This is a genomic window from Pseudomonas sp. RIT-To-2 (genome assembly GCF_029623465.1).
Classification (GTDB): Bacteria; Pseudomonadota; Gammaproteobacteria; order Pseudomonadales; family Pseudomonadaceae; genus Aquipseudomonas; species Aquipseudomonas silvicola.
Window position 1 is genome coordinate 152,735 of record NZ_JAPYKM010000008.1, and the last position, 24,463, is coordinate 177,197.

A 24,463-nucleotide genomic window follows, 5' to 3' on the forward strand; every position below is an offset into this window, starting at 1 on the left:
GCGCCTCAGGCGAAACCGAGTTGGCGCCAGGCTTCGTACACGGCGATGGCCACGGTGTTGGACAGGTTCAGGCTGCGACAGCCTTCGCGCATCGGCAAGCGCAGGCGCTGGTCGCTGCCCAGCGGGTCGAGCACCTCGGGTGGCAGCCCGCGGCTTTCCGGGCCGAACAGGAAAGCGTCGCCATCGGCGAAGCTGACCTCGTGGAACGGCTTGGAGCCCTTGGTGGTGAAAGCGAACAGCCGCGGGTTGCCCAGCGACTCCAGGCAGCTGGCAAGGTCGGCGTGGCGCTTGAGCGTGGCGTACTCGTGGTAGTCCAGCCCGGCACGGCGCAGGCGCTTGTCATCGAGCTCGAAGCCGATCGGTTCGATCAAGTGCAGGTGGCAGCCGCTGTTGGCGCATAGCCGTATAATGTTGCCTGTATTGGGCGGTATCTCTGGTTGAAAAAGGATGACGTGAAACATGCACGGCTCCGAACTGAAAGACGGGCAGCATTCTACCCCTGAACCGGACCCGCGTCCGAGCCTGTTCCCGCGCGTACTGTTTTCGCTGGCGATCATTGGCTTGATGGTGGGCCTGATGATCGGCAAATTGACCAACCCCGACACCCTGGAACTGATCAAGATCGAAGAACAGCCCGCGGCCCTGGTGCTGTGGTTCACCGGGGAGCCCAAGGTGCAGGCCACCACCGTGGACGGCGCCCTGGTGGTGCAGTTCCAGGCGCATGGCCTGACCCGTAACGGCCAGGTGGACATCGACGGCAAGAAGGCCAACTGGCGTACCCAGCCCGGTGACAATGGCCTGTTGCTGAACGTGATCGCGGCTCGCCCCTTGCAGGGTGATATCAGCGGTGAGAAAGAAGAAGGGCGCTGGAGGCTGAAGCTCAGCCTCCGGGAGGAATAAAAGAGGGAATCCCCGGCCTGCCTGTACCAAGGTCCCCAAAAGCGGGATGGGAACGCAGCGCTGGTCGCGTGCTGCGTGCCCCGTTGTAAAGAAGGGGAATCCCCGGCCTGCCTGTACCAAGGTCCCCAAAACGGGTGTGGGACCGCTGCGCTCGTCGAGTGCTGCGCGTCCCGGTGTAAAGAGGGGATACCCCGGCCTGCCTGTACCAAGGACCCCAAAACTGGGTTGTGTCGCTGTTCTTGCCTTTGCCCTTAGTACATTGCAGCGTGCGTGCCAGTTTTGAAAAAATGCGCTCATCAGGTTGCGGTTTTGTGATGCTCTGGCCTGTAGCCCTTGTATTACGCGGGTTGTGTGACGAAAGGTATTTTCCTGGCGGGTGCGAGGCAGGCCATTTTTCACCTCCAGCAGGGCAAAAATGCCTTCTGCCGGTGCACGAAAAATGCGCAGTGCACACTGTGGGAGCTGGCACGAAAAAGCCCGCCAGGGTCGCTGGCGGGCTCTTTTTCAACGGTCCGGCGGATCAGGCGTCGTCGCCCTCATCGTCATCCCCACCGTCGACCTTCATGCCCAGCTCCTTGATCTTGCGCGTCAAGGTATTGCGGCCCCAGCCCAGCAGCACGGCGGCGTCGCGGCGGCGGCCCGCGGTGTGCTTCAGGGCGGTTTCGATCATGATGCGCTCGAAGCTTGGCACCGCGCTATCCAGCAGGCTCGACTGGCCACGGGCCAGGGCCTGGTCAGCCCATTGGCGCAGGGCCTGTTCCCAGTTGGTCACCGGCGCGGCGTCTTGCGGCAGGCTGAGCAGCTCGGGCGGCAGGTCGCCGATGTGCACTTCGCGGCCCGAAGCCATCACCGTGATCCAGCGGCAGGTGTTCTCCAACTGGCGCACGTTGCCTGGCCAAGGCAGGTTTTTCAGGTATTCCTCGGTCTCGGCCTTGAGCAGCTTGGGCTCCACGGCCAGCTCCTGGGCGGCGCGGCTGAGGAAGTGCTTGGCCAGGGTCGGGATGTCTTCGCGGCGGTCCGACAGGCGCGGGATGTGGATACGGATCACGTTGAGGCGATGGAACAAGTCCTCACGAAACTTGCCCGCATGCACCAGGGTTTCCAGGTTCTGGTGGGTGGCGGCGATAATGCGCACGTCCACTTTCACCGGCGTGTGGCCGCCCACACGGTAAAACTCGCCGTCGGCCAGCACGCGCAGCAGCCGGGTCTGGGTGTCGGCCGGCATATCGCCGATCTCGTCCAGGAACAGGGTGCCGCCGTCGGCTTGCTCGAACCGCCCGCGGCGCAGGTTGGCCGCGCCCGTGAATGCCCCCTTCTCGTGGCCGAACAGCTCGGACTCCATCAAGTCCTTGGGAATCGCCGCCATGTTCAACGCAATGAACGGCGACGCAGCCCGCGGGCTATGGCGGTGCAGGGCATGGGCGACCAGCTCTTTACCCGTACCCGATTCACCGTTGATCAGCACGGTGATATTGGAGTGGCTGAGGCGGCCGATGGCGCGGAAGACTTCCTGCATCGCTGGCGCTTCGCCAATGATTTCCGGGGTGCGGGTCAGCGTCGGAACTTCGGTGAGGCCCTGCTGCTCCTGGGCGTGCTGGTTGGCACGCTTGACCAGGGCCACGGCCTCGTCCACGTCGAATGGCTTGGGCAGGTATTCGAACGCGCCACCCTGGTAAGACGCCACGGCGCTGTCCAGATCTGAATGGGCGGTCATGATGATCACCGGCAGGCGCGGGAACTGCTCGCGGATGCGCGCCAGCAGGTCCAGGCCGCTGGCACCCGGCATGCGAATATCGGAGATGATCACGTCGGGCTGCTGGCGGGCCAGCCGGCTCATCACGCCGTCGGCACTGTCGAAGCTTTGGGTGGTCATGCCTTCCTGTTGCAAGGCCTTTTCCAGTACCCAACGGATGGAACGGTCGTCATCGACGATCCAGACAGTTTCACTACGGCTCATGACGAAGCGGCTCCTTGTTCCAGCGGCAGGAAGATCGAGAAAGTGGTGTGGCCGGGGTGGCTTTCACACTCGATCAGCCCTTGGTGCTGGCTGATGATGTTCTGGGTAATGGCCAGGCCCAGGCCTGTACCGTCGGGGCGCCCACTGACCATCGGATAGAAGATGGTTTCCTGGAGCTCGGCGGGTATACCGGGTCCGTTATCGGTGATTTCAATCTTGGTCACCAGCCGGTGGCGAGTGTGGCCAATGGTGAACTGGCGCATGGTGCGGGTACGCAGGCTGATGCGGCCCAGGCGCAGCTCGTTTTGGCCACTGATGGCCTGCATGGCATTGCGCACGATATTGAGCACTGCCTGGATCATCTGTTCGCGGTCGATCAGTACGTCCGGGATGCTAGGGTCATAATCGCGCACCAGTGTGATACCGCCCTGGGCTTCGGCTTCCACCAGGCTGGACACGCGCTCGAGCACCTCGTGCACGTTGGTCATGGCCAGCGATGGCAGCTTGTTGGAACCGAGCATGCGGTCCACCAGGTTGCGCAGGCGGTCGGCCTCTTCAATGATGACGTTGGTGTAGTCCTTGAGGCTCTCCTCGGGCAGTTCGCGCGCCAGCAACTGCGCGGCGCCCCTGATGCCGCCCAAGGGGTTCTTGATCTCGTGGGCCAGGCCCCGCACCAGCATCTTGGTGGTTTCCTGCTTGGACAGCTGGGCCTCTTCCTTGGTGATGCGCAACAGTCGGTCGCGGGGGTGCACCTCAAGCAGCAGCAGGGTGGCGCCGTTGCTCAGGATGGGCGTTACCGCGTAGTCGACGGTCAGGGTCTGGCCGGTCAGCGCGGTCAGCATGGCTTCGCGCTTGGTGAACGGGTGTGCCTGCTCCACGGCCTGGCGCAGGGAGTTGAGCGCTTCGGCCGACTCCGTGAACAACTCGCTGATGAATTGCCCATGGCTGCGCTGGCCGCTGATGGCCAACAGCATCTCGGCGGCCGGGTTCATGTATTCCAGGCGCAGTTCGGCATTGAGCAGAATGGTGGCGGTGGTCAGGTTGTCCAGTAGCAGTCGGTGCAGTGCATCACTGATGGTCATTTGCTGTCGTTGACCTCTTTTGGCTCACGGCCGCCGGGTTTCGGTCCGAAGCGGCGCGGGCTGGTAATCCGCTGATACAACTAAAATGCAAGAACTAAACCAAGGCTCCGAAAAGAAGCGCGGCCAACGAAAAATAGCGCTTTCCCTGCTCATTAAGTGACGCAGCGGGGGCGCTCTCGTTCAGGTTTGACCCAAAATGGGCTGTTAGTGCGCAAATGCCAGCTTATTGCGCACCAAAATGATGCGCCATTCATCACTATAGCGCCTCTGTCACTCGTCGTCCTCGGGCTTGTCTGCCAGTGGGCATTCCGGGCGCACGCCGTAGTCGTCGGTGGTGCAGGGGTTGATGCGGCGCTTCTGGATCAGTGAAATGCGCTGCATGTGGAAAGGCTGCGCCGGCGTGCGTTCAATCACCGTTTCCTGGTTATCGATGACCTCCGCCGCGAGTTGGTGCGTGCCGCGGTCAATGTTCTGCAAGGGGAACACCGGGCTCACGGTGGGGCCGGCGATGACCTTGCCGTCCAGCAGCAGCCGGTAGCCGTGGTTGGGTTGCAGCGCAGGTTCGCTGGTCACGGTGACGATCAGGTTGCCGGCGCCATCGTGAATGGTGGCGTCGGGTTCCGGAATCAGGATGCGCAGCATGTCGTAGTGGGTGATGGCCTGTTTGCGCTTCACCTTGCGTGCCGGGGCAGGCAGGGGCGGCGATGCGCTCATGTTGTTGCTGGGGCGGATGTCCACACGGGTGGCGTTGGCGTGGGGTTTATCGGTATAGACGCGGTTGCCCTGGGCATCGACGTAGGTATAGACCTCGGCTGCCGCGCTGGCTGACAGCGCCAGTAGCAGGGCAGCCAACAGCAGGCGGTTCATGGGCGTTTTCCGGCAGGGGGCAGGTGGAAGCGTTGCAAGGTGAAGGTCACGGTGGGGCTTTGCTGCACCACCCGGTCATTGAGCAGTACCTGTACCGCCAGGCGGTGGTCGCCGCGATCAATGTTGACCAGTTGCAGGCGCGGCACATTGGCGGGCTGGCCGTAGGGCTGGTCGTCCAGCAGCAGGCGCAGCCGGTGTTCGTGGCGCAGGCGCGGGTCGATCAGCACGCCCACGGTAAAGGTGCCGTTGTTGGCGCGCAGGGCTTCCTCGCTCGGGATGTCCGTCAATTGCAGGGTGCGGTAGGCCTGCACGTTGTCATCGTTGCGCTGGCGCGGCGCCGGGGCCATGGGGGCTACGGGGGCCTGTTGCTGCACGCTGTTGAGTGGCGGCAGGTCCACCGTCTGCGCGGTGGTGCCCTGGGGGGGCTGGTTGGAATAGGCGGTATTGCCCTCGGCATCGGTGTATTTGTAGATCTCGGCGGCTGCGGGCAGGGCCACCAGCATCAGTAAACACATGAGGCATGAACGCATGAGCGCTTCCTGTCGACCATGGAAAGACGAGCCCGGCGGGCCAAGCTCGCAGCATAGAACAGAATGGCCGGGCGCAGTTGCGCCAGATGGCCCGCTTTGCCTGCAGCGGACCCGGCCGCGTCACTTGCACCGCGCAGTATCAGGCGCACCGCATGCACCGCCGACGCGGCCAGCGTGAGAAGCCTGCGAAGACAATTGCGTGACTCAGGATGGTGCGCTGCACAGCTCCCCAGTGGCGCGAACCAGCGCCTGATGCTGCAACGGGTCCGCTTTTCGTGCACCGATGGCAGCCGCCAGCCAGCGTGGGCATTGGGTATCCGTGCGCGATGGGGCGAACGCGGCCAGGCGTTCCAGCAGTTGTTTCTGCAGCACATCCAGTTGCGGGCGGATTTCCTTGGCCAGGTCTGCGCGTGGCGTGGCCGGCGCACTGCCTTGTTGGTTCCATTGCGACAGCAGGCTGTATTGCACCAGCTTGTTGGCTTCGATCTGCGCGGCGAAGAACTGCTCGGCCAGGGTGCCGTCCAGCTTGTAGTCGGCGGCGAGCTTGCCAGCGCCAGCGATCACGTCCCGTTCGCGGGGCGCATCGAGCACCGGCTTGTGGCTGTCCCATTTGGTCAGGGCTACCTTGGGGGCGATCTCCAGGCGTTGCGCCACGCTATCGAGCAGTGGTGCAAGGGTGGCTGGGGCATCGGCGAAGGCGGGCAGGGTGATGGCTGTGGCGCACAGCAGCAGGCTGCGGGCAATGAAAGGGGGCATGGGCTTTCCTTGTTTTTATACGAATGACGGGCTTTATTGACGCATAAAAAAGACCTCCCGAAGGAGGCCTTTTTCAAATCACGCGGCTTGCGCCAGCGTCACGGGATCAGCAGCTGTAGTACAGCTCGTATTCCAGTGGGTGTACGAAGGTACGAACCTTGATTTCTTCTTCGCTTTTCAGGGCGATGTAAGCGTCGATGAAGTCGTCGCTGAAAACGCCGCCTTTGGTCAGGAACGCACGGCCTTTGTCCAGCTCTTCCAGGGCTTCTTTCAGGCTGCCGCAAACTTGTGGGATCTCTTTCGCCTCTTCAGGCGGCAGGTCGTACAGGTTTTTGTCAGCAGCGTCGCCAGGGTGGATCTTGTTCTGGATACCGTCCAGGCCGGCCATCAGCAGTGCTGCGAAGGCCAGGTACGGGTTGGCAGCCGGGTCCGGGAAGCGCGCTTCGATACGACGGCCGCGTGGGCTGTTGACGTAAGGAATACGGATGGAGGCGGAACGGTTGCGAGCCGAGTAGGCCAGCATCACGGGTGCTTCGAAACCTGGGACCAGACGCTTGTACGAGTTGGTCGACGGGTTGGTGAAGCCGTTCAGGGCCTTACCGTGCTTGATGATACCGCCGATGAAGTACAGGGCGGTGTCGGACAGGCCGGCATAGCCTTCGCCAGCGAAGGTGTTCTTGCCATCTTTGGCGATGGACATGTGCACGTGCATGCCCGAGCCGTTGTCGCCGTACAGAGGCTTTGGCATGAAGGTAGCGGTGCGACCGTAAGCGTCGGCAACGTTGTGCACGACGTACTTCAGGGTCTGGACTTCGTCAGCCTTCTTCACCAGGGTGTTGAACTTGACGCCGATTTCGTTCTGGCCGGCAGTCGCCACTTCGTGGTGGTGAACTTCAACGACCTGGCCCATTTCTTCCAGTGCGTTGCACATGGCAGTACGGATTTCGTGGTCGTGGTCGAACGGTGGAACCGGGAAGTAGCCGCCTTTGATACCAGGGCGGTGGCCCTTGTTGCCGCCTTCGACGTCCTGGTCGGACATCCACGAACCTTGTTCGGAGAAGATCTTGAACATGGAACCGGAAATGTCGGACTTGAACTTCACTTCGTCGAAGATGAAGAACTCTGGCTCCGGGCCGGCGAATACAGTGTCACCGATACCGGTCGACTTCAGGTATTCTTCAGCGCGGTGAGCGATGGCACGTGGGTCGCGATCGTAACCTTGCATGGTCGAAGGTTCGATGATGTCGCAAACCAGGATCAGCGTTGGCTCTTCGGTGAACGGGTCCAGAACGGCGGTTTCGTCGTCCGGCAGCAGGATCATGTCGGAGGCTTCGATGCCTTTCCAGCCAGCAATGGAGGAACCGTCGAACATCTTGCCGACTTCGAAGAAGTCATCTTCCAGCGCGTCACGGGCTGGCATGGTGACGTGGTGCTGGGTGCCTTTGGTGTCAGTGAAGCGCAGATCAATCCACTTGACGTCATGATCTTTGATGAGTTGAACCGACTTCGACATGTTGTCCTCCGGGGTGAATAAGGGCTGGTAGTGGTGAGCCCTGTAATTTGGGTGATGCCGGGCGCGATAGTCTGCCAAGGCAACCTGCCTCACAAGGGAGCAATTTGCATGCCAGTGCCCCGAGATGGGTTTTTTGCCCCAAACCCAGGCGTTTCGGCGTTTTTTTGGCAAATTGCGCCGTTTTGTCGCACTGATTTGATGCGCTAGCAATCCGTGGCGCACCATAATGACGCACAGAAAACCTTCTGTACGATAGTTGGTCAAACCTTGAGCAATTTCCGCTATAATCCTGCCCCCTCTTTTTCGGCTGGCACCTGGCGCGCTGTTTTTTCATGAAACTAATCGTAAAAGTCTTCCCAGAGATCACTATCAAGAGCCGGCCGGTTCGCAAGAACTTCATCCGCCAGCTCGCCAAGAACATCCGCGTCGTGCTCCGTGAACTGGACCCGAAGCTGGTGGTCGAGGGCGTGTGGGACAACCTCACGGTCGTCACCCGCGTTGAAGATGCGAAAATCCAGCGCGAAATGATCGAGCGGCTGCGCTGCGTCCCGGGCATCACCCATTTCCTTCAGGTGGACGAATACCCCTTAGGCGAAATGGATGACCTGGTCGAGCAGTGCCGCAAGCATTTCGGTGACCAGCTGCCGGGCAAGATGTTCGCGGTGCGCTGCAAGCGCGCCGGCAGGCATACCTTTACCTCCATGGACGTGGACCGCTACGTGGGCAGCCAGCTGCGCCGCCTGTGTGGTGCGGCCGGCATCGAGCTGAAGAACCCGGACGTCGAAGTGCGCCTGGAGATCCGCGACAAGCGCGTGTTCATCATCCACAGCCAGCACCAGGGCATCGGCGGCTACCCGCTGGGTTCGCTGGAGCAGACCCTGGTGTTGATGTCCGGTGGTTTCGACTCCACCGTGGCCGCCTACCAGATGATGCGCCGCGGCCTGATGACCCACTTCTGCTTCTTCAACCTGGGCGGCCGCGCCCACGAGCTGGGCGTGATGGAAGTCGCGCACTTCCTGTGGAAGAAGTACGGCAGTTCCCAGCGCGTGCTGTTCATCAGCATTCCGTTCGAGGAAGTGGTGGGCGAGCTGCTGAGCAAGGTCGACAACAGCCACATGGGCGTGATTCTCAAGCGCATGATGCTGCGCGCCGCCAGCCGCATGGCCGATCGTCTGCAAATTGATGCCCTGGTGACCGGCGAAGCCATCTCGCAAGTGTCGAGCCAGACGCTTCCGAACCTGTCCGTCATCAGCGCGGCAACCGACAAGCTGCTGCTGCGTCCATTGCTTGCCAGCCATAAGCAGGACATCATTGACCAGGCCAACGAAATCGGCACCGCCGACTTCGCCAAGCACATGCCTGAATATTGCGGGGTGATTTCGGTCAACCCCACCACCAAGGCCAAGCCTCACCGCGTTGCCCATGAAGAACAGCAGTTCGACATGGCCGTGCTGGAGCGGGCCCTGGAACGCGCCAAGCTGGTCTCCATCGACAATGTAATCGATGAACTGGGCCAGGATATCGAGATCGAGGAAGTTGGCCAGGCACTGGCCGGCCAGGTGATCGTCGATATCCGTCATCCGGACGCCCAGGAAGACGAGCCCCTTGAACTCGAAGGCATCGAGGTCAAGGCATTGCCGTTCTATGCACTGAACAGCCGTTTCAAGGAACTGGACCCCACCCGTCAGTACCTGCTGTATTGCGACAAAGGCGTGATGAGTCGCCTGCATGCCCACCACTTGCTCAGTGAGGGACATGCCAATGTGCGCGTTTATCGACCGAGCTAAGCGCCCGGGGCTGTTTGCCTGTGGCCTGCGTCACCGGCCCCCCGACGCCAACGACAAGCTGTAACGGCTTTGTCGGACTCTAAGTCAAATCGCTGTCACAACCTGTCAGCACACCGAATCCTCTGATCGAGATACACAAGTGATCGAAAATCTACGTAACATCGCCATCATCGCTCACGTTGACCATGGTAAAACCACCCTGGTAGACAAACTGCTGCGTCAATCGGGCACCCTGGAGCGCAACGAGCTCAACGACGAGCGCGTGATGGACTCCAACGACCAGGAGAAAGAGCGCGGTATTACCATTCTGGCGAAAAACACCGCCATCAACTGGAATGGTTACCACATCAACATCGTCGACACCCCCGGCCACGCCGACTTCGGCGGTGAAGTAGAGCGCGTGATGTCGATGGTCGACTCCGTTCTGCTGCTGGTTGACGCTCAAGACGGCCCTATGCCGCAAACTCGCTTCGTGACCAAAAAGGCGTTCGAAGCCGGTCTGAAGCCGATCGTGGTCATCAACAAGGTTGACCGTCCGGGCGCGCGTCCTGATTGGGTTCTGGACCAGATCTTCGATCTGTTCGACAACCTGGGTGCCACCGACGAACAGCTGGACTTCAAAGTCGTCTACGCCTCGGCCATCAACGGCATCGCCGGCCTGGACCACACCGACATGGCCGAAGACATGACCCCGCTGTACCAGGCGGTCGTGGACCACGTTCCGGCTCCGGCCGTTGACCGTGACGGTCCGTTCCAGATGCAGATCTCGGCACTGGACTACAACAGCTTCCTGGGCGTCATCGGTGTTGGCCGTATCGCTCGCGGTCGCGTCAAGCCGAACACCCCGGTTGTGGCCATCAGCGCTGACGGCAAGCGTCGCAACGGTCGTATCCTGAAGCTGATGGGTCACCACGGCCTGCACCGCATCGACGTTGAAGAAGCAGCAGCCGGCGACATCGTGTGCATCAGCGGCTTCGAAGAGCTGTTCATCTCCGACACCCTGTGCGACCCACTGAACGTCGAAGCGATGAAGCCGCTGACCGTCGACGAGCCAACCGTTTCCATGACCTTCCAGGTCAACGACTCGCCTTTCTGCGGTAAGGAAGGCAAGTTCGTGACGTCCCGCAACATCAAGGACCGTCTGGACAAAGAGCTGCTGTACAACGTTGCACTGCGCGTTGAAGAAGGCGACTCGGCTGACAAGTTCAAGGTTTCCGGCCGTGGTGAGCTGCACCTATCGGTACTGATCGAAACCATGCGTCGCGAAGGCTTCGAGCTGGCCCTGGGCCGTCCGGAAGTGATCATTCGTGAAGTCGACGGCGTCAAGCAGGAACCGTTCGAAAACGTCACCATCGACATCCCTGAAGAATCCCAGGGCAAGGTCATGGAAGAGATGGGCCTGCGTAAAGGCGACCTGACCAACATGGTGCCGGATGGTAAAGGCCGTGTTCGTCTGGAATACAACATCCCTGCTCGCGGTCTGATCGGTTTCCGTAACCAGTTCCTGACCCTGACCAACGGTGCTGGCATCCTGACCTCGATCTTCGACCGTTACGACACCGTCAAGTCGGGCCACATGTCGGGCCGTCAGAACGGCGTTCTGGTTTCGGTTGAAACCGGCAAGGCGCTGACCTACTCGCTGGAAACCCTGCAGGCTCGTGGCAAGCTGTTCGTTGAACACGGCCAGGAGATCTACAACGGTCAGATCGTCGGCCAGAACAGCCGCGACAACGACCTGGGCGTCAACCCTACCAAGGGCAAGAAGCTCGACAACATGCGTGCTTCGGGTAAAGACGAAACCATCGCTCTGGTTCCACCTGTTCGCTTCACCCTGGAACAGGCCCTGGAATACATCCAGGAAGACGAGCTGTGTGAAGTCACTCCCAAGTCCATCCGTCTTCGCAAGAAGATCCTGGACGAAAGCGAGCGTACCCGCGCTGCCAAGAAAGCCAAGGCTTGATCTAGCCTTAGCTGAATGAAAAACGCCCCCGGTCGAAAGGCCGGGGGCGTTTTTTTATGCCCTGGGGTTTTGTCTGAAACCTTCGGGTCGGTAGTGCTGGCCTCTCGCGAGCAAGCTTTGCTCCCACGGGTGAAAGGCGCTGTGGGAGCAAAGCTTGCTCGCGATGAGGCCCTTCAATAAGACACGGGCTTTGGCTTGTAGGCGCAGTACCCTGGGCGCGGGCCTACGCGGGGGTGGTTGCGGCAGGTGTCCGGGCGCTTGTCGTAGATGGTGCACATGCGGCTTTTGCGGTCCAGGTACAGGCAGTCGTTGTTGCTCATGCGCTGCAGGGTGAAGATGCCCGATTTCTGGTTGAAGCGCTCGACGATGCCGTCCTTCTGCAACCGCTTGGCGATATTCTTCGGTGGGTCGCCCAGTTCGAATTCATCGACCACGCCAATGCGCACCAGATCCTTGATCTTCACTTCCACGGGCAGGGTGCAGCAGGACGAAATACAGGCGCCGCACATGGGCTGGGTGAATTTCTGCCAGGTTTCGAGGCGGTCAATCTCGGCAGCGGCTATCAGGGTGCTTTTCATCAGGTTCGGGTTTCGGCGTGATCGGGCGCGCGATCATACCGGGACTGGTGAAATTGTGAACAACCATTTGCCGGTTAAATTTTAACCTGTTTCGCCGTTATTACAGAAAACCGCGAACCAGCCCTTTCACCTTGTGTCGAACCGTCTAGGCTCAGACAACCCCCTCCTAAAAAATCCGTCAACTTCCCCGAGGACGCATCAATGTCTCAGGAACCGCTTGTCCGTGACGCAGAGGTGGCAGAATTTCGCGCCGCTGTACTCGCTAAACTCACATACGCGGTGGGCAAAGACCCCGATCATGCCTTTGATCATGACTGGTTCGAAGCCATCGCCCTGGCGGCCCGCGACCATATGGTCGAGCACTGGATGGACCACACCCGGCAGATCTACCGCAAGGCGCAGAAGCGGGTGTATTACCTGTCCCTGGAGTTTCTGATCGGCAGGTTGCTGTACGACAGCCTGAGCAACCTGGGGCTGTTGGACGTCGCCCGCGAAGCACTCACCGACCTGGGCGTGGACCTGGAACGCATCCGCCTGCTGGAGCCTGACGCCGCATTGGGCAACGGCGGCCTGGGCCGCCTGGCGGCGTGTTTCATGGAGAGCATGTCGACCCTGGGTGTGGCGGCCCACGGTTACGGCATTCGCTATGAGCATGGGCTGTTCCGCCAGGCCATTGTCGACGGCTGGCAACAGGAGCAGACCGAGAACTGGCTGGACTTCGGCAACCCCTGGGAGTTCGAGCGCCCGGAAGTGATCTACCCCATCAGCTTCGGTGGTCATGTGGAAACCGTGCAGGACGCCGGGGGCCAGCAGAAGCAAGTGTGGTGGCCGGCAGAGACCGTGCGTGCGGTGGCCTATGACACCCCGGTGGTGGGCTGGCGCGGCTCCAGCGTGAATACCTTGCGCCTGTGGCGTGCCCGCGCCCTGGAAGAGTTGCACCTGGAGCGGTTCAACGCCGGTGACCACCTGGGGGCCGTGGCCGAAGTGGCCCGGGCCGAAAGCATTTCCCGGGTCTTGTACCCGGCCGACAGCACCGAGGCCGGGCAGGAACTGCGTCTGCGCCAGGAGTACTTCTTCGTGTCAGCGTCGTTGCAGGACCTGCTGCGCCGCCACCAGAACATTCACCCCTCGCTGCTCAACCTGGCCGACGGCGCCGCCATCCAGCTCAACGACACCCACCCCTCCATCGCCGTGGCCGAGTTGATGCGTTTGCTGGTGGATACCCATGCCATCCCTTGGGACACCGCCTGGGACATTACCGTCAACACGCTTGCCTACACCAACCACACACTGCTGCCCGAGGCCCTGGAAACCTGGCCGGTGGGCTTGATGGAGCGCATGCTGCCGCGGCACATGCAGATCATCTATCTGATCAACGCCTACCATATCGATTCGCTGCGAGCCAAAGGCATCCACGATTTCGACGTGCTGCGCGCGGTGTCGCTGATCGAGGAAGACAACGGCCGGCGGGTGCGCATGGGCAACCTGGCGTTCCTGGGTTCCCATAGCGTCAATGGTGTGTCCGGGTTGCACACCAAGCTGATGCGCAGCACCGTGTTCTCCGAGATGCACAAGCTGTACCCCGACCGCATCAACAACAAAACCAACGGCATCACCTTCCGCCGCTGGCTGTTCCAGTCCAACGGCGAGTTGACCTCGATGCTGGTGGATGCCCTGGGCGAGGATGTGCTCGACCATCCCGAGCAGCGCCTGGTGGACCTGGAACCTTTCGCCGACAAGCCCGATTTCCGCAAACGTTTCGCCGCCCAGCGCCTGAGCAGCAAGAAAGCCCTGGCACGCATCATCCAGGAGCGCCTGGGGGTAGTGGTGAACCCCGAGGCGATGTTCGACGTGCAGGTCAAGCGTATCCACGAGTACAAGCGCCAGTTGTTGAACCTGCTGCACACGGTGGCGCTGTACCAGGCTATCCGTGCCGAGCCTGGCACCAACTGGGTGCCGCGGGTGAAAATCTTCGCCGGCAAGGCGGCCGCCAGCTACCACCAGGCCAAACTGATCATCAAGCTGGCCAACGACATCGCGCGCACGGTGAACAATGACCCGACCGTGCGGGGCCTGCTCAAGGTGGTGTTCCTGCCCAACTACAACGTCAGCCTGGCCGAAAGCATCATTCCGGCAGCCGACTTGTCCGAACAGATCTCCACGGCCGGCTACGAGGCGTCGGGTACCAGCAACATGAAGTTCGGCCTCAATGGCGCACTGACCATTGGCACCATGGACGGCGCCAACGTGGAGATGTGCGACCGGGTAGGGGCCGAGCACATGTTCATCTTCGGCCTGACCTCCCAGCAGGTCGAGGCCCGCAAGCGCAGTGGCGAATTCAACGCCAGTGGCGACATCGCGGCCTCGCACCGCCTCAATGATGTATTGCAGGCAATTCGTGGCGGGGTGTTCTCGCCGGATGACTCCTCGCGCTATGCAGGGTTGATCGACGGCCTGATCGCCTATGACCGCTTCCTGGTATGTGCCGACTTCGATGCTTACTGGGACGCCCAGAAACGCGTGGAAGACCTGTGGCACGACCCGGCTCAGTGGTGGCGTTCAGCGGTGCTGAACACTGCGCGCATGGGGTGGTTCTCGTCCGACCGCACCATCCGCGAGTACGCCGAGGATATCTGGAAGGCGCTGGACTGACGCTGACGCCGCTTCTCCTGTGGGACCGGGCCAGGCTGGTTGTTTGGCCTGGTTACCCCCTGTAGGAATAAGCCTCAGCTTTTACGACCCCACTCGATATACTGTCTCCCTGCCATGGAACTGGAACACGGTTAGGGAAATCGATCATGCAATGGGTATTGTTGCTGCTGGGCCTTGCGCTGGGCGGTGCCTTCGATGAGTCCATCGAAGGCGCGCTGGTTGGCGGCCTGTTTGGCTGGTGCCTGGGGCAGGCGTTGCGCCTGGGTACGCTGGCGCGGCGCAGCGAACAACAAGCACTGGAGCTGGAGCAGGCCCGTCAGGCACTGACGGCCGTGCAGGCACGCCTGGACGTGCTGGAGGGCGGGGTCGCAATGCCGCAGCCGGTGCCTGAGCCCGCCGCTGTCGAGCCGGTGCTGGAATGGGAGGTCGCGGTCGAGCCGCCACCTGCACCTGCCCCTGCGCCGGCAGATACCTGGGCACCCGAGCCCGTGCGCCCACATGAGCCTGATATTTTCAGTACCGTGTTCGGTGCTGCCCGCGACTGGCTGCTGGGCGGCAATACCGTGCTGCGCGTAGGCCTGGTACTGCTGTTTCTGGGCTTGGCGTTCCTGTTGCGCTACGCCACCGAAAACGTCGTGGTACCGGTGGAACTGCGTTACGCCGGTGTCGCGGCCAGTGCCCTGGCATTGCTTGGCGTGGGCTGGTGGCTGCGGTTCAAGCGGCGCGGTTACGGCCTGCTGCTGCAAGGGGCTGGCGTGGCGGTGCTGTACCTGACCATTTTCGCCGCCATGCGCGTGCATGCACTGATCGACCCGGGCCCGGCGATGGGCCTGTTGGTGGCCGTGACGGTCTGCTCAGCGGTTCTGGCGGTGCTGCAGGACGCCCTGGGCCTTGCCTGCGCCGCGGCCCTGGGAGGCTTTGCCGCACCCATCCTGGCGTCCACCGGCGCCGGTAGCCATGTGGCCCTGTTCAGCTATTTTGCCCTGCTCAACGCCGGCATCCTGGCCATCGCCTGGTTCAAGGCCTGGCGCCTGTTGAACCTGATCGGCTTCGTGGGCACCTTCGGCATTGGCTTCGCCTGGGGCGCGCGCTCCTATACCCCCGAGCTGTTCTGGAGTACCGAACCGTTCCTGTGCCTGTTTTTCTTCATGTACCTGGCCATCGGCCTAATGTTCGCACGGCGTACTCTGCTGGACAGCCCGGAGCCGCCCGCTGGCGCCGACCGGGCGACCCTGGTGCGGTGGGCGGCGCGCCAGGGCGACTATGTGCACGGTAGCATTCTGTTCGGCCCGCCGCTGGTGGGCTTCGGCCTGCAGTGGGCATTGATTCGCCACCTGGAGTTTGGCGCTGCGTTCAGTGCCTTGGCCCTGGGGGCCATCTACATGGTATTGGCCTGGCTGCTGGCCCGCCGGGCGCCGCAGCGGGCAAAGCTGTTGACCGAGACCTGCCTGGCCCTGGGGGTGATCTTCACCAGCCTGGCCATCCCGTTGGGCCTCGATGCCCAGTGGACCACCGCTGCCTGGGCGGTGGAAGGGGCAGGCCTGTATTGGCTGGGCCTGCGTCAGCAACGGCGTCTGGCCTGCTGGTTTGCGCTGCTGTTGCAGGCTGGTGCGGCTGCCTTCTGCCTTCAGGCCTTCAGCCACGCGTTCTTCTATACCCCCACCGGTGAGCTGGCCTTCAGTGCCCTGTTGATCGGTATCGCCGGCCTGGTCTGTGCCTGGCGCCAGCACGCAGAGCACCAGGCCAGCCTCCTGGCCACGGTGCTGCTGGTATGGGGCGGTGCGTGGTGGTTGCTGGCCTGCGTAGCAGGGGTGCCGTTGCTGGTGCGCTGGTCGTGGGACATGGCCGCCTTGCTCATTGCCTTCAGCGCCAGCGCGGCGTTGGCCAGTTTTTTGGCCCCGCGCCTGCGCTGGCCGGGCCTGGCGCATCTGGCCATGGCCCTGGCGCCGCTGGCCACCCTGGTCCTGCTGTGCAATTGGCACGTCGGTTTCAACCCGGTGCAGGAACTGGGGTGGCTGGCCTGGCCGGTGTTTTTCGTCGTGCATTTCCAAGCCCTGCGCCGGCTGGCGCCGTGGTTGGGCGCACGGGTACTGACGGCCAGTCATGTGCTGGGCGCCTGGCTGCTGGTGGCGCTTCTTTCCTTGCAGCTGAGCTACGGCCTTGAGCAGTTGGCCGGTGATTACAATGCCTGGCGCTGGTTGGGCTGGGCGGTCTTCCCGGCACTATTGCTGCTGGTGGTCGCCAGCCCGCGCCAGTGGCCGTGGCCATTGTCGTTGTATCCAGAGGCGTACCGCTGGTGGGCGGCTTGCCCGCTGGCGCTGGTGATGGTGGCCTGGGTGTGGCTGGCCAACTTCTTCAGCGACGGTGCCGCCGATCCGCTGCCTTACCTGCCCGTGGTGAACCCGCTGGAGCTGGGGTTGCTGCTGGCGGTGTACGCTGTATTCATCTGGGCGCGCAGCGTCGATGAGCGCATCCAGCGCCTGCATGTGCGCGGGCCGGTGGACTGGACGATCGGCGCCACCTTGTTTGCCGTGCTCACCGCCATGGTCATGCGCACCGTCCATCAATACGCAGGCGTGCCTTATCAGCTCGATGCGCTGCTGGGCTCCATGCTGGTGCAGGCCAGCCTGTCGATTGTCTGGACGGTGGTGGCCCTGGGCCTGATGATCGGCGGGCACGTGCGTGCACGGCGCTACATCTGGCTGGTGGGCGCGGGCCTGATCGGGGTGGTGGTGGCAAAACTGTTTTTTGTCGAACTGAGCAACCACGGTGGTTTGGCTCGGATCGTTTCGTTCATTGGGGTGGGCGTGCTGTTGCTGGTGGTCGGCTATTTCGCGCCGCTACCGCCACGGCGTATCGAAGGGGCGGCAGGGGGCGATACCTGACATGGGGCACATGATAAAGACGTGGTGTGGAGTGCTGGGGTTGCTGACGGCCATGGCGGCCGTGGCCCAGGAGCAACCGGGGGACTTTGCCAATCAGGTACCTCTGAGTGTCAGCGGCCAGGGCCCCTGGTACCGGCTGGACCTGCCGCTGGCCTTGCAGCTGGGGGCGCGCCAGGCCGACCTGGGTGACGTGCGCGTGTTCAACGCCGCCGGCGAGCCCCAGGCTTATGCCCTGGTGCACCAGGGCGCGCGACACCAGCAGAGTGAGCACCAGGCCAGCGTGAAGTGGTTTCCCCTGTACGATGACGCCGAAAGTGCGCCGGGTACGCCGAAGGTCCGGGTACAGACCGGGCCCAGCGGCAGTCTCATCGAAGTGCAACCCGAGGAAGAGCTGGAAGCGGGCGAAGAAGTGCTGCGTGGCTGGTTGCTGGACACCAGTGCCATCAAGGAGCCCCTGACCCAGCTGAGCCTGGACTGGAGCAGCGAACGTGAGGGCTTCCAGCGCTTCGGCATCGAAGCCAGCGACGACCTGCAACATTGGCGCCCGTGGGGTGAGGGCCAGGTGGCCCGGTTGTCATTCGCCGATGAGCGGATCGAGCAGCATGAAGTCTCACTGCCAGGCCTTCCGGCCCGTTACCTGCGCTTGTTGTGGCAAGTGCCGCAGTCGGCGCCGGTGCTGAGCCAGGTGCTGGTGCAGAGCAGCGCCACGGAGCATGTGCCAACGCCGCTGGTGTGGTCCGAACCGATCAAGGGCAGCAGCCTGAAGGCCAACGAATACACCTGGATGCTGCCCGCCGCCTTGGCGGTGGAACGGGTGCAGATCGGCCTGGACCAACCCAATAGCCTGGCCCCCGTGGACCTGCTTGGGCGCTACGACCCCAACGGCAGCTGGGAACCGCTGGAAAGCGGTTTGTTGTACCGCCTGACCCAGAATGGCCAGGACGCCGTTCAGAGCGAACTGCCCCTGCGCGGCGAAACCCTGCGCCAGCTCAAGCTGCAGGTGGACGACCGTGGCGGCGGCCTGGGGGCCGAAGCCCCTCTTCTGCGCGTCGCGGTACGCCCGGTGCAGCTGGTTTTCCTGGCCCGGGGCGCGGGGCCGTATCGCCTGGCCATCGGCAACGCGGCGGTGCAGGGCGCTCAACTGCCCATCGGCACCCTGATGCCCGGGGCCGATGAGCAGCGCCTGGCATCCCTGGGCATTGCCGAACCGGCCATTACCCCGGTGATCGTCGCACCGCCGCCAGCCGCCACGGTGGCGCCGGCGTCGGACTGGAAACGCATCAGCCTGTGGCTGGTGCTGGTCATCGGCGTGCTGGCACTGGCGGCCATGGCCTGGAGCCTGACCCGCTCGCGGCCCAACCCGCCGTAAGGCCATAAGCGCCACCGGTGGTCGTTTTCGGACTACGCTTGAGCGGTGGCGTGAACCTTTATCGTTACAGCCCGGTCTGAAGGGCTGCAACCACCCCCCCAATTGCTCGCTAGGTGGCCAATGAGCCTGTAAACTGCGCGGGTTTTTTCCCACCCCATTCTCCGGAGCCGTCCATGTCCCGCGTTACCCTGAGTCGCTATTTGATCGAGCAGACCCGCAGCAACAAGACCCCTGCCGATCTGCGCTTCCTTATCGAAGTGGTGGCGCGCGCATGCAAAGAGATCAGCCACGCTGTATCCAAGGGCGCCCTGGGCGGCGTTCTGGGCAGCATGGGCACTGAGAACGTGCAGGGCGAAGTGCAGAAGAAGCTCGACGTTCTGTCCAACGACATCCTGCTGGAATCCAACGAATGGGGTGGCCACCTGGCCGGCATGGCGTCCGAGGAAATGGACAATGCCTACCAGATCCCGGGTCAGTACCCCAAAGGCGCCTACCTGCTGGTATTCGACCCGCTGGACGGCTCGTCGAACATCGACGTCAACGTCTCGGTCGGCACCATCTTCTCGGTACTGCGCTGCCCAACCGAGTACCTGACCCAGAACGACAGCCTCAACGAGCAGGCTTTCCTGCAGAAAGGCACCGAGCAGGTCGCCGCCGGCTACGCCATCTACGGCCCGCAGACCATGCTGATCCTGACCCTGGGCAACGGCGTCAAAGGCTTCACCCTGGACCGCGAGATGGGCAGCTTCGTGCTCACCCACGAAGACATCAGCATTCCGAAGAGCACTGCCGAGTTCGCCATCAACATGTCCAACCAGCGCCACTGGGAAGCGCCGGTGAAGCGTTACGTCAGCGAGCTGACCGCGGGTGAAGAAGGCCCGTTGAAGAAGAACTACAACATGCGCTGGATCGCCTCCATGGTGGCCGACGTACACCGTATCCTGACCCGTGGTGGCCTGTTCATGTACCCGCGTGACGGTCGCGAGCCAGAGAAACCAGGCAAACTGCGCCTGATGTACGAAGCCAACCCGATGTCGTTCCTGGTGGAGCAGGCAGGCGGCGCGTCCACCGACGGCCACCAGCGCATCCTCGACATTCAGCCTGAAGGCCTGCACCAGCGCGTGGCAGTGTTCCTGGGTTCGAAGGAAGAAGTCGAGCGTGTGACTGCTTACCACAAAGAGTAAGGCTTCAGAGCGGCGGCGCCTGGTTCCCAGGCGCCGCTGTTTTCAGATACGGAAACTGCCCACCAACTGCTTCAACCGCGAAACCTGCTGTTCCAGCTCACCGCAGGCCCGCAGCGTTGACTGCAGGTTTTCCACCCCTTCCTGGTTCAACGTGTTGATCTCGGTGATGTCCATGTTGATGGCTTCCACCACGGCGGTCTGCTCTTCAGTGGCGGTGGCCACCGATTGGTTCATGCCGTCGATCTCGCTGATACGCTGAGTCACGCTGCCCAGGCGCTCACCGGCCTGGTTGGCGATGCCCACGCTCTGTTCGCTCTGGCTCTGGCTTTCGGTCATGGTGCCTACGGCTTCGCGGGCGCCCACCTGCAGTTCCTCGATGATCTTCTGCACTTGCTGCGCCGAGTCCTGCGTGCGGTGCGCCAGGTTGCGCACTTCATCGGCCACCACGGCGAAGCCACGGCCGGCGTCGCCTGCGCGGGCGGCTTCGATGGCAGCGTTCAGGGCCAGCAGGTTGGTCTGCTGGGAGATGCTGGTAATCACCTCCAGAATCTGCCCGATGTTCACCGTGTTGGCGTTCAGGGTCTCGATGTTGCCGCACGAGTCACTGATCTTCGCCGACAGTTGGCCCATCACCTCGATGGTCTTGTTCACCACCTGCTGACCGTCTTCGGCCAGGTTGCGCGCGTCGCTGGAATGCTGCGAGGCCAGGGCAGCGTTCTGGGCGATTTCCTGGGCGGCGGCGCCCAGTTCGTTGATGGCCGCGGCTACGCTGCTGGTGCGGCTGGCCTGCTGATCGGAGTTGAGCATCGAGGAGTTGGAGGCGCTCACCACCTGCAAGGCCACTTCATTGACCCGGCCGGTGGCCGATGACACTTCGCGGATCGATTCGTGGATGCGCTCCACGAAGCGGTTGAACGACTGCCCCAGGGCGCCGAATTCGTCCTGGCCGTGAATCACCAGGCGTTTGGTCAGGTCGCCTTCGCCTTCGGCGATGTCATGCATGGCGCGGCCCATCACGTGCAGCGGTTCCATCAGCACGCGAATCAACAGGCCCAGCAGCGCGATGATGATCACCACGGCAATCACCGTGGCCACCAGGGCCGAGTTGCGGAATTCGCCGAGCATGGCGTAGGCCGCGTCCTTGTCCAGCACCAGAGCCACGTACCAGTCGGCTGACGGCACGCCGTTTACGCGGGTGAACGAGATGAACTGGGTCTTGCCGTTGAATTCCACTTCCTTGAGGCCAGGCGACACTTGAGGGGCGCCCTGGGGGTAGGCCTCGGAGAGCTGCTTGAGGTCCAGCTTGGTGTCAGGGTGGATCAGGATCTTGCCGTCGGCGGTAACGATGAACGCGTGGCCGTGGCCGCCGAAGTTCAGCGAGTTGATGATGTCGCTGATGCTGGTCAGGTCGATGTCTGCACCGGCGACGCCGATGAACTGGTTGTCGTGGCGCACTGGGGTGGCAATGGTGATCACCAGCTTGCCGGACGACGCCGCGATGTAGGGTTCGGTGACGATCGTCTGCTGGGCTGCATTCGCCGCTTTGAACCAGCCGCGCTGGCGCGGATCGTAGTCGGCGGCGCGGTTACCCGCTGGCACCGAGAACATAACGCCGTTCTGGCCGCCGAAGTAGGTCAGCTGGAAATTGCTCGAATAGGCTGGCAGGCCAACGCTGCGCGTGAGGCTGGCGGCCGAGTCGCCATCCACCGCCACTTGCTGGCCCAGCGACTGCAGCAACTGGATGCGGCTTTCCAGCCAGGTCTGGATGTTGCTGGTGGTCAGCATGCCCAGCTGTTTCATCGAGGCGTCGGTGTTTTCGTGCAGGGTGGCGCGCTGGCGATAGTCGTTGAACAGCATGAAGCACGAGAACGCCAGGGCGACGATGAGGGCCGCCGCGATCAGAATCTTGTGGCTGAATTTCAGGTTTTTTGTCATTGAGATGATCTGCACGCAAAGAGGCGGGTCAAACGAGGGTGGCAATCTGCCAGAAGTGCGCAGACAGCGCTATCTACTTTCGGCAGGTTTGCGATGAAGATTAATGTACGTTCCGGTGAGTTGATCAGTGGTCGCCAAGGGGCTGTCAGAAATGCCGCGGGCGCACGGGAACCACACTGCGCTTTTCTCTTCTAAGCTCTAGCTGGCAGCCAGGCCGGCATTACTGTCCAGGAGTGACCCTTCATGTCTTTGCGTTCCATCGCCTTGTTATCGTTCTGCGTGTTGCTCGCCGCGTGCAGCAAGATCAATCAGGAAAACTATTCACAGATCAAGGCAGGCATGACCAAGGTCGAAGTCGAAAAACTGCTGGGCAGCCCCACGGACTGTTCGGGCGCGCTGGGCGTTTCCAGCTGCACCTGGGGTGACAAGAACAGCTTCATCAGCGTTCAGTACGCAGGCGAGAAGGTAGTCATGTACTCCGGGCAGGGCCTGAAATGAGCCGCCTGAAACTAGCTGCCTGCCTGCTTGGCGGCCTGGCCGCCGGGGCGTTGCTGGGCGGTTGTGCCAACAAGGGCAACGACGCGTTGGCGCCGCGCACCGTGGACCATGTCGACCTCAAGCGCTACCAGGGCACCTGGTATGAACTGGCGCGGCTGCCCATGTTCTTCCAGCGCAACTGCGCGCAATCCGAAGCCCACTACCGGCTCAAGCCCGATGGCAACGTCGCCGTGCTGAACCGCTGCCGCACGCAGGAGGGTGAATGGGAGGAGGCCACGGGCACCGCGTCGCCGCAGGTGCCGGGCAAAACCGACAAATTGTGGGTGGTGTTCGACAACTGGTTCTCCAGGCTGCTGCCGGGCGTTGCCAAGGGCGACTACTGGGTGCTGTACGTGAGCGATGACTACAAGCAGGCCGTGGTCGGCAACCCGGACCGCAAATACCTGTGGCTGCTGTCACGCACGCCTACCGTCTCGAAAGCAGTGCGTGAAGAGCTGCTGGCCAAGGCCCAGCAGCAGGGCTACGACACCACCAAGCTGATCTGGCGCGCCAAGGATTCGGAAATCGGCAAATAAGTGTCCGGTCCTGCAGGGTAGTCCTTCAGTTCAGGAGTGTGCGCAGGACCTGGGCGAAAGCCTGCGCGCTTTCATGTTCCTGCGCATGATGCCCTTCGCTGACCACCTGCTTGCCATTGACCCACACATCCCGCACCTGGCGATCCCCCCCGGCAAACAGCCAGCGGTTGAGAATGCCGTCGCCGCTAGCGGTGGCCAGGTAAGGGTCGCTGCCGTCGAGCACCAGCCAATCGGCCCGTGTGCCCACACGCAGTTCACCGATGGCCTGGCCCAGGGCCTGGGCGCCGCCTTGCAGGGCTGCGTCGTAAAGGGTACGGCCAACCATGGGCTGGTGCTGGCCGTATAGCCGGTTGCGGCGCTGGTCGCGCAGGCGCTGGCCGTATTCCAGCCAGCGCAGCTCTTCCACCACGCTCAACGACACATGGCTGTCGGAGCCAATGCCTATGCGCCCGCCTTGGGCCAGGTAGTCCACCGCGGGGAAAATCCCGTCGCCCAGGTTTGCCTCGGTGGTCAGGCATAGCCCGGCCACCGCGCCGCTGGCCGCCATGCGCCGCACTTCATCGGTATCGGCATGGGTGGCGTGCACCAGGCACCAGCGTTGATCCACGGGCACGTTGTCGTACAGCCATTGCAGCGGGCGCTTGCCGCTCCACGCCAGGCAATCGTTGACCTCTTTCATCTGTTCGGCGATGTGAATGTGTATGGGCGCGGTAGTGTCGCTGGCCGCCAGCACCTGGCTGATCTGGTCGGGGGTGACCGCGCGCAACGAGTGAAAACACAGGCCCAGGCGCTGCGCCGGCTGTTCGGCAAGGATCGGCGCCAGGCGCTGTTGCAGCGTCAGGTAGGCGTCGGTGCTGTTGATGAAGCGGCGCTGGCCATCGTTGGGGGCCTGGCCGCCAAAACCCGAGTGGCTATAGAGCACCGGCAACAGTGTCAGGCCGATGCCACTGCTGGCAGCCGCTTGGCTGACCTGGCGGGACAGCTCGGCGGGGTCGGCATAGGCGCGGCCGTCGGTATCGTGGTGCACGTAGTGAAATTCGGCCACCGAGGTGTAGCCGGCCTTGAGCATTTCGATGTACAGCTGACGGGCGATCACCCCCAGTTGCTCGGGGCTGATCTTGCCTACCAGGCGGTACATCAGGTCGCGCCAGGTCCAGAAACTGTCGTTGGGGTTGCCGGCCACTTCCGCCAGGCCGGCCATGGCGCGCTGAAACGCGTGGGAGTGCAGGTTGGGCATGCCTGGCAGCAGCGGGCCCTTCAGAGGCAAGGCATTCTCGGCACTGGCGTCGGCTTGGAGCAGGGTGATCAAGCCATCGGCACCGACCTCGATGCGGACATTTTCCGCCCATCCGGATGGCAACAACGCGCGTTCGGCAAAGAAGGCGGGCATCGACACTTACCTCATCAGGTTTATTTGTATATACATATACAGACG

19 protein-coding genes and 1 pseudogene are annotated in these 24,463 nt (G+C 62.5%); 9 read left to right on the forward strand and 11 right to left on the reverse strand.

Features of this window, described 5'->3' with window-relative positions; genetic code table 11:
* Positions 1 to 5: 5 nt before the first annotated feature.
* Positions 6 to 461 (reverse strand): tRNA (uridine(34)/cytosine(34)/5-carboxymethylaminomethyluridine(34)-2'-O)-methyltransferase TrmL, encoded by a 456-nt coding sequence (trmL, locus tag QBK88_RS09945; RefSeq protein WP_008367899.1) that lies wholly within the window; start codon positions 459 to 461, stop codon positions 6 to 8.
* Between trmL and QBK88_RS09950 the strand changes: the two genes are divergently transcribed.
* Complete coding sequence (locus QBK88_RS09950) at positions 460 to 900, forward strand: hypothetical protein (protein WP_277961917.1); 441 nt, start codon at positions 460 to 462, stop codon at positions 898 to 900. The two genes, trmL and QBK88_RS09950, sit on opposite strands and share 2 nt — an antisense overlap.
* Before the next feature lie 520 nt (positions 901 to 1,420).
* Here QBK88_RS09950 and ntrC read toward each other — a convergent pair.
* The 6 genes from ntrC to glnA all read right to left on the reverse strand — a co-directional run bounded on the left by ntrC (position 1,421) and on the right by glnA (position 7,605).
* Positions 1,421 to 2,857: a nitrogen regulation protein NR(I) gene (ntrC, locus tag QBK88_RS09955; protein WP_158156292.1), complete on the reverse strand. Its 1,437-nt coding sequence runs from the start codon at positions 2,855 to 2,857 to the stop codon at positions 1,421 to 1,423.
* A complete protein-coding gene (gene glnL / locus QBK88_RS09960) occupies positions 2,854 to 3,939 on the reverse strand; it encodes a nitrogen regulation protein NR(II) (protein ID WP_158156294.1) in 1,086 nt (361 codons plus the stop codon). Before glnL ends, ntrC begins: the two co-directional genes overlap by 4 nt.
* A gap of 270 nt (positions 3,940 to 4,209) precedes the next feature.
* On the reverse strand, positions 4,210 to 4,806 hold the full coding sequence (locus QBK88_RS09965; RefSeq protein WP_268146114.1) for a DUF4124 domain-containing protein: 597 nt from the start codon (positions 4,804 to 4,806) through the stop codon (positions 4,210 to 4,212).
* Positions 4,803 to 5,336, reverse strand: a complete 534-nt coding sequence (locus QBK88_RS09970; protein ID WP_277961918.1) for a DUF4124 domain-containing protein — start codon at positions 5,334 to 5,336, stop codon at positions 4,803 to 4,805. The genes QBK88_RS09965 and QBK88_RS09970 overlap by 4 nt, the downstream gene beginning before the upstream one ends.
* Before the next feature lie 204 nt (positions 5,337 to 5,540).
* Positions 5,541 to 6,092 (reverse strand): chorismate mutase, encoded by a 552-nt coding sequence (locus QBK88_RS09975; protein ID WP_277961919.1) that lies wholly within the window; start codon positions 6,090 to 6,092, stop codon positions 5,541 to 5,543.
* A 106-nt stretch (positions 6,093 to 6,198) separates the two neighbouring features.
* Entirely contained in the window at positions 6,199 to 7,605 is a 1,407-nt protein-coding gene (glnA, locus tag QBK88_RS09980; protein ID WP_268146108.1) for a glutamate--ammonia ligase, read from the reverse strand.
* Positions 7,606 to 7,937: 332 nt separating this feature from the next.
* On the opposite strand from glnA, the gene thiI reads away from it, so the two are divergent.
* Both thiI and typA read left to right on the forward strand, forming a co-directional pair.
* On the forward strand, positions 7,938 to 9,392 hold the full coding sequence (gene thiI / locus QBK88_RS09985; protein WP_268146106.1) for a tRNA uracil 4-sulfurtransferase ThiI: 1,455 nt from the start codon (positions 7,938 to 7,940) through the stop codon (positions 9,390 to 9,392).
* Between the two features lie 139 nt (positions 9,393 to 9,531).
* Positions 9,532 to 11,352, forward strand: a complete 1,821-nt coding sequence (typA, locus tag QBK88_RS09990) for a translational GTPase TypA (RefSeq protein WP_268146104.1) — start codon at positions 9,532 to 9,534, stop codon at positions 11,350 to 11,352.
* 173 nt (positions 11,353 to 11,525) lie between these two features.
* Here typA and QBK88_RS09995 read toward each other — a convergent pair whose 3' ends face one another.
* A complete protein-coding gene (locus QBK88_RS09995; RefSeq protein WP_268151234.1) occupies positions 11,526 to 11,933 on the reverse strand; it encodes a YkgJ family cysteine cluster protein in 408 nt (135 codons plus the stop codon).
* Between the two features lie 198 nt (positions 11,934 to 12,131).
* Between QBK88_RS09995 and QBK88_RS10000 the strand changes: the two genes are divergently transcribed.
* The 4 genes from QBK88_RS10000 to QBK88_RS10015 all read left to right on the forward strand — a co-directional run bounded on the left by QBK88_RS10000 (position 12,132) and on the right by QBK88_RS10015 (position 20,020).
* Positions 12,132 to 14,582, forward strand: coding sequence for a glycogen/starch/alpha-glucan phosphorylase (locus QBK88_RS10000; protein WP_277961920.1), 2,451 nt, complete (start codon positions 12,132 to 12,134; stop codon positions 14,580 to 14,582).
* A gap of 146 nt (positions 14,583 to 14,728) precedes the next feature.
* Complete coding sequence (locus QBK88_RS10005; protein WP_277961921.1) at positions 14,729 to 17,467, forward strand: DUF2339 domain-containing protein; 2,739 nt, start codon at positions 14,729 to 14,731, stop codon at positions 17,465 to 17,467.
* Between the two features lie 10 nt (positions 17,468 to 17,477).
* Positions 17,478 to 18,836, forward strand: a complete 1,359-nt coding sequence (locus QBK88_RS10010) for a DUF3999 domain-containing protein (protein WP_277961922.1) — start codon at positions 17,478 to 17,480, stop codon at positions 18,834 to 18,836.
* A 173-nt stretch (positions 18,837 to 19,009) separates the two neighbouring features.
* Positions 19,010 to 20,020 carry a class 1 fructose-bisphosphatase gene (locus QBK88_RS10015; protein WP_277961923.1) on the forward strand — a complete coding sequence of 337 codons (1,011 nt, stop codon included), beginning with the start codon at positions 19,010 to 19,012 and terminating at the stop codon, positions 20,018 to 20,020.
* A 42-nt stretch (positions 20,021 to 20,062) separates the two neighbouring features.
* Here QBK88_RS10015 and QBK88_RS30855 read toward each other — a convergent pair whose 3' ends face one another.
* A complete protein-coding gene (locus QBK88_RS30855) occupies positions 20,063 to 20,827 on the reverse strand; it encodes a methyl-accepting chemotaxis protein (RefSeq protein ID WP_425331948.1) in 765 nt (254 codons plus the stop codon).
* Positions 20,828 to 20,917: 90 nt separating this feature from the next.
* A pseudogene (locus tag QBK88_RS30860) lies at positions 20,918 to 21,955 on the reverse strand (HAMP domain-containing protein); the annotation flags it as partial.
* A 243-nt stretch (positions 21,956 to 22,198) separates the two neighbouring features.
* Here QBK88_RS30860 and bamE point away from each other — a divergent pair.
* Both bamE and QBK88_RS10030 read left to right on the forward strand, forming a co-directional pair.
* Positions 22,199 to 22,453, forward strand: a complete 255-nt coding sequence (gene bamE / locus QBK88_RS10025) for an outer membrane protein assembly factor BamE domain-containing protein (protein WP_277961925.1) — start codon at positions 22,199 to 22,201, stop codon at positions 22,451 to 22,453.
* Positions 22,450 to 23,028: a lipocalin family protein gene (locus QBK88_RS10030; RefSeq protein WP_277961926.1), complete on the forward strand. Its 579-nt coding sequence runs from the start codon at positions 22,450 to 22,452 to the stop codon at positions 23,026 to 23,028. Before bamE ends, QBK88_RS10030 begins: the two co-directional genes overlap by 4 nt.
* A gap of 25 nt (positions 23,029 to 23,053) precedes the next feature.
* Here the strand turns inward: QBK88_RS10030 and QBK88_RS10035 are convergent, their stop codons facing one another.
* The gene (locus QBK88_RS10035) at positions 23,054 to 24,418 is read right to left on the reverse strand and encodes a formimidoylglutamate deiminase (protein WP_277961927.1); all 1,365 of its coding nucleotides are present in this window, start codon (positions 24,416 to 24,418) and stop codon (positions 23,054 to 23,056) included.
* Positions 24,419 to 24,463 lie beyond the last annotated feature (45 nt).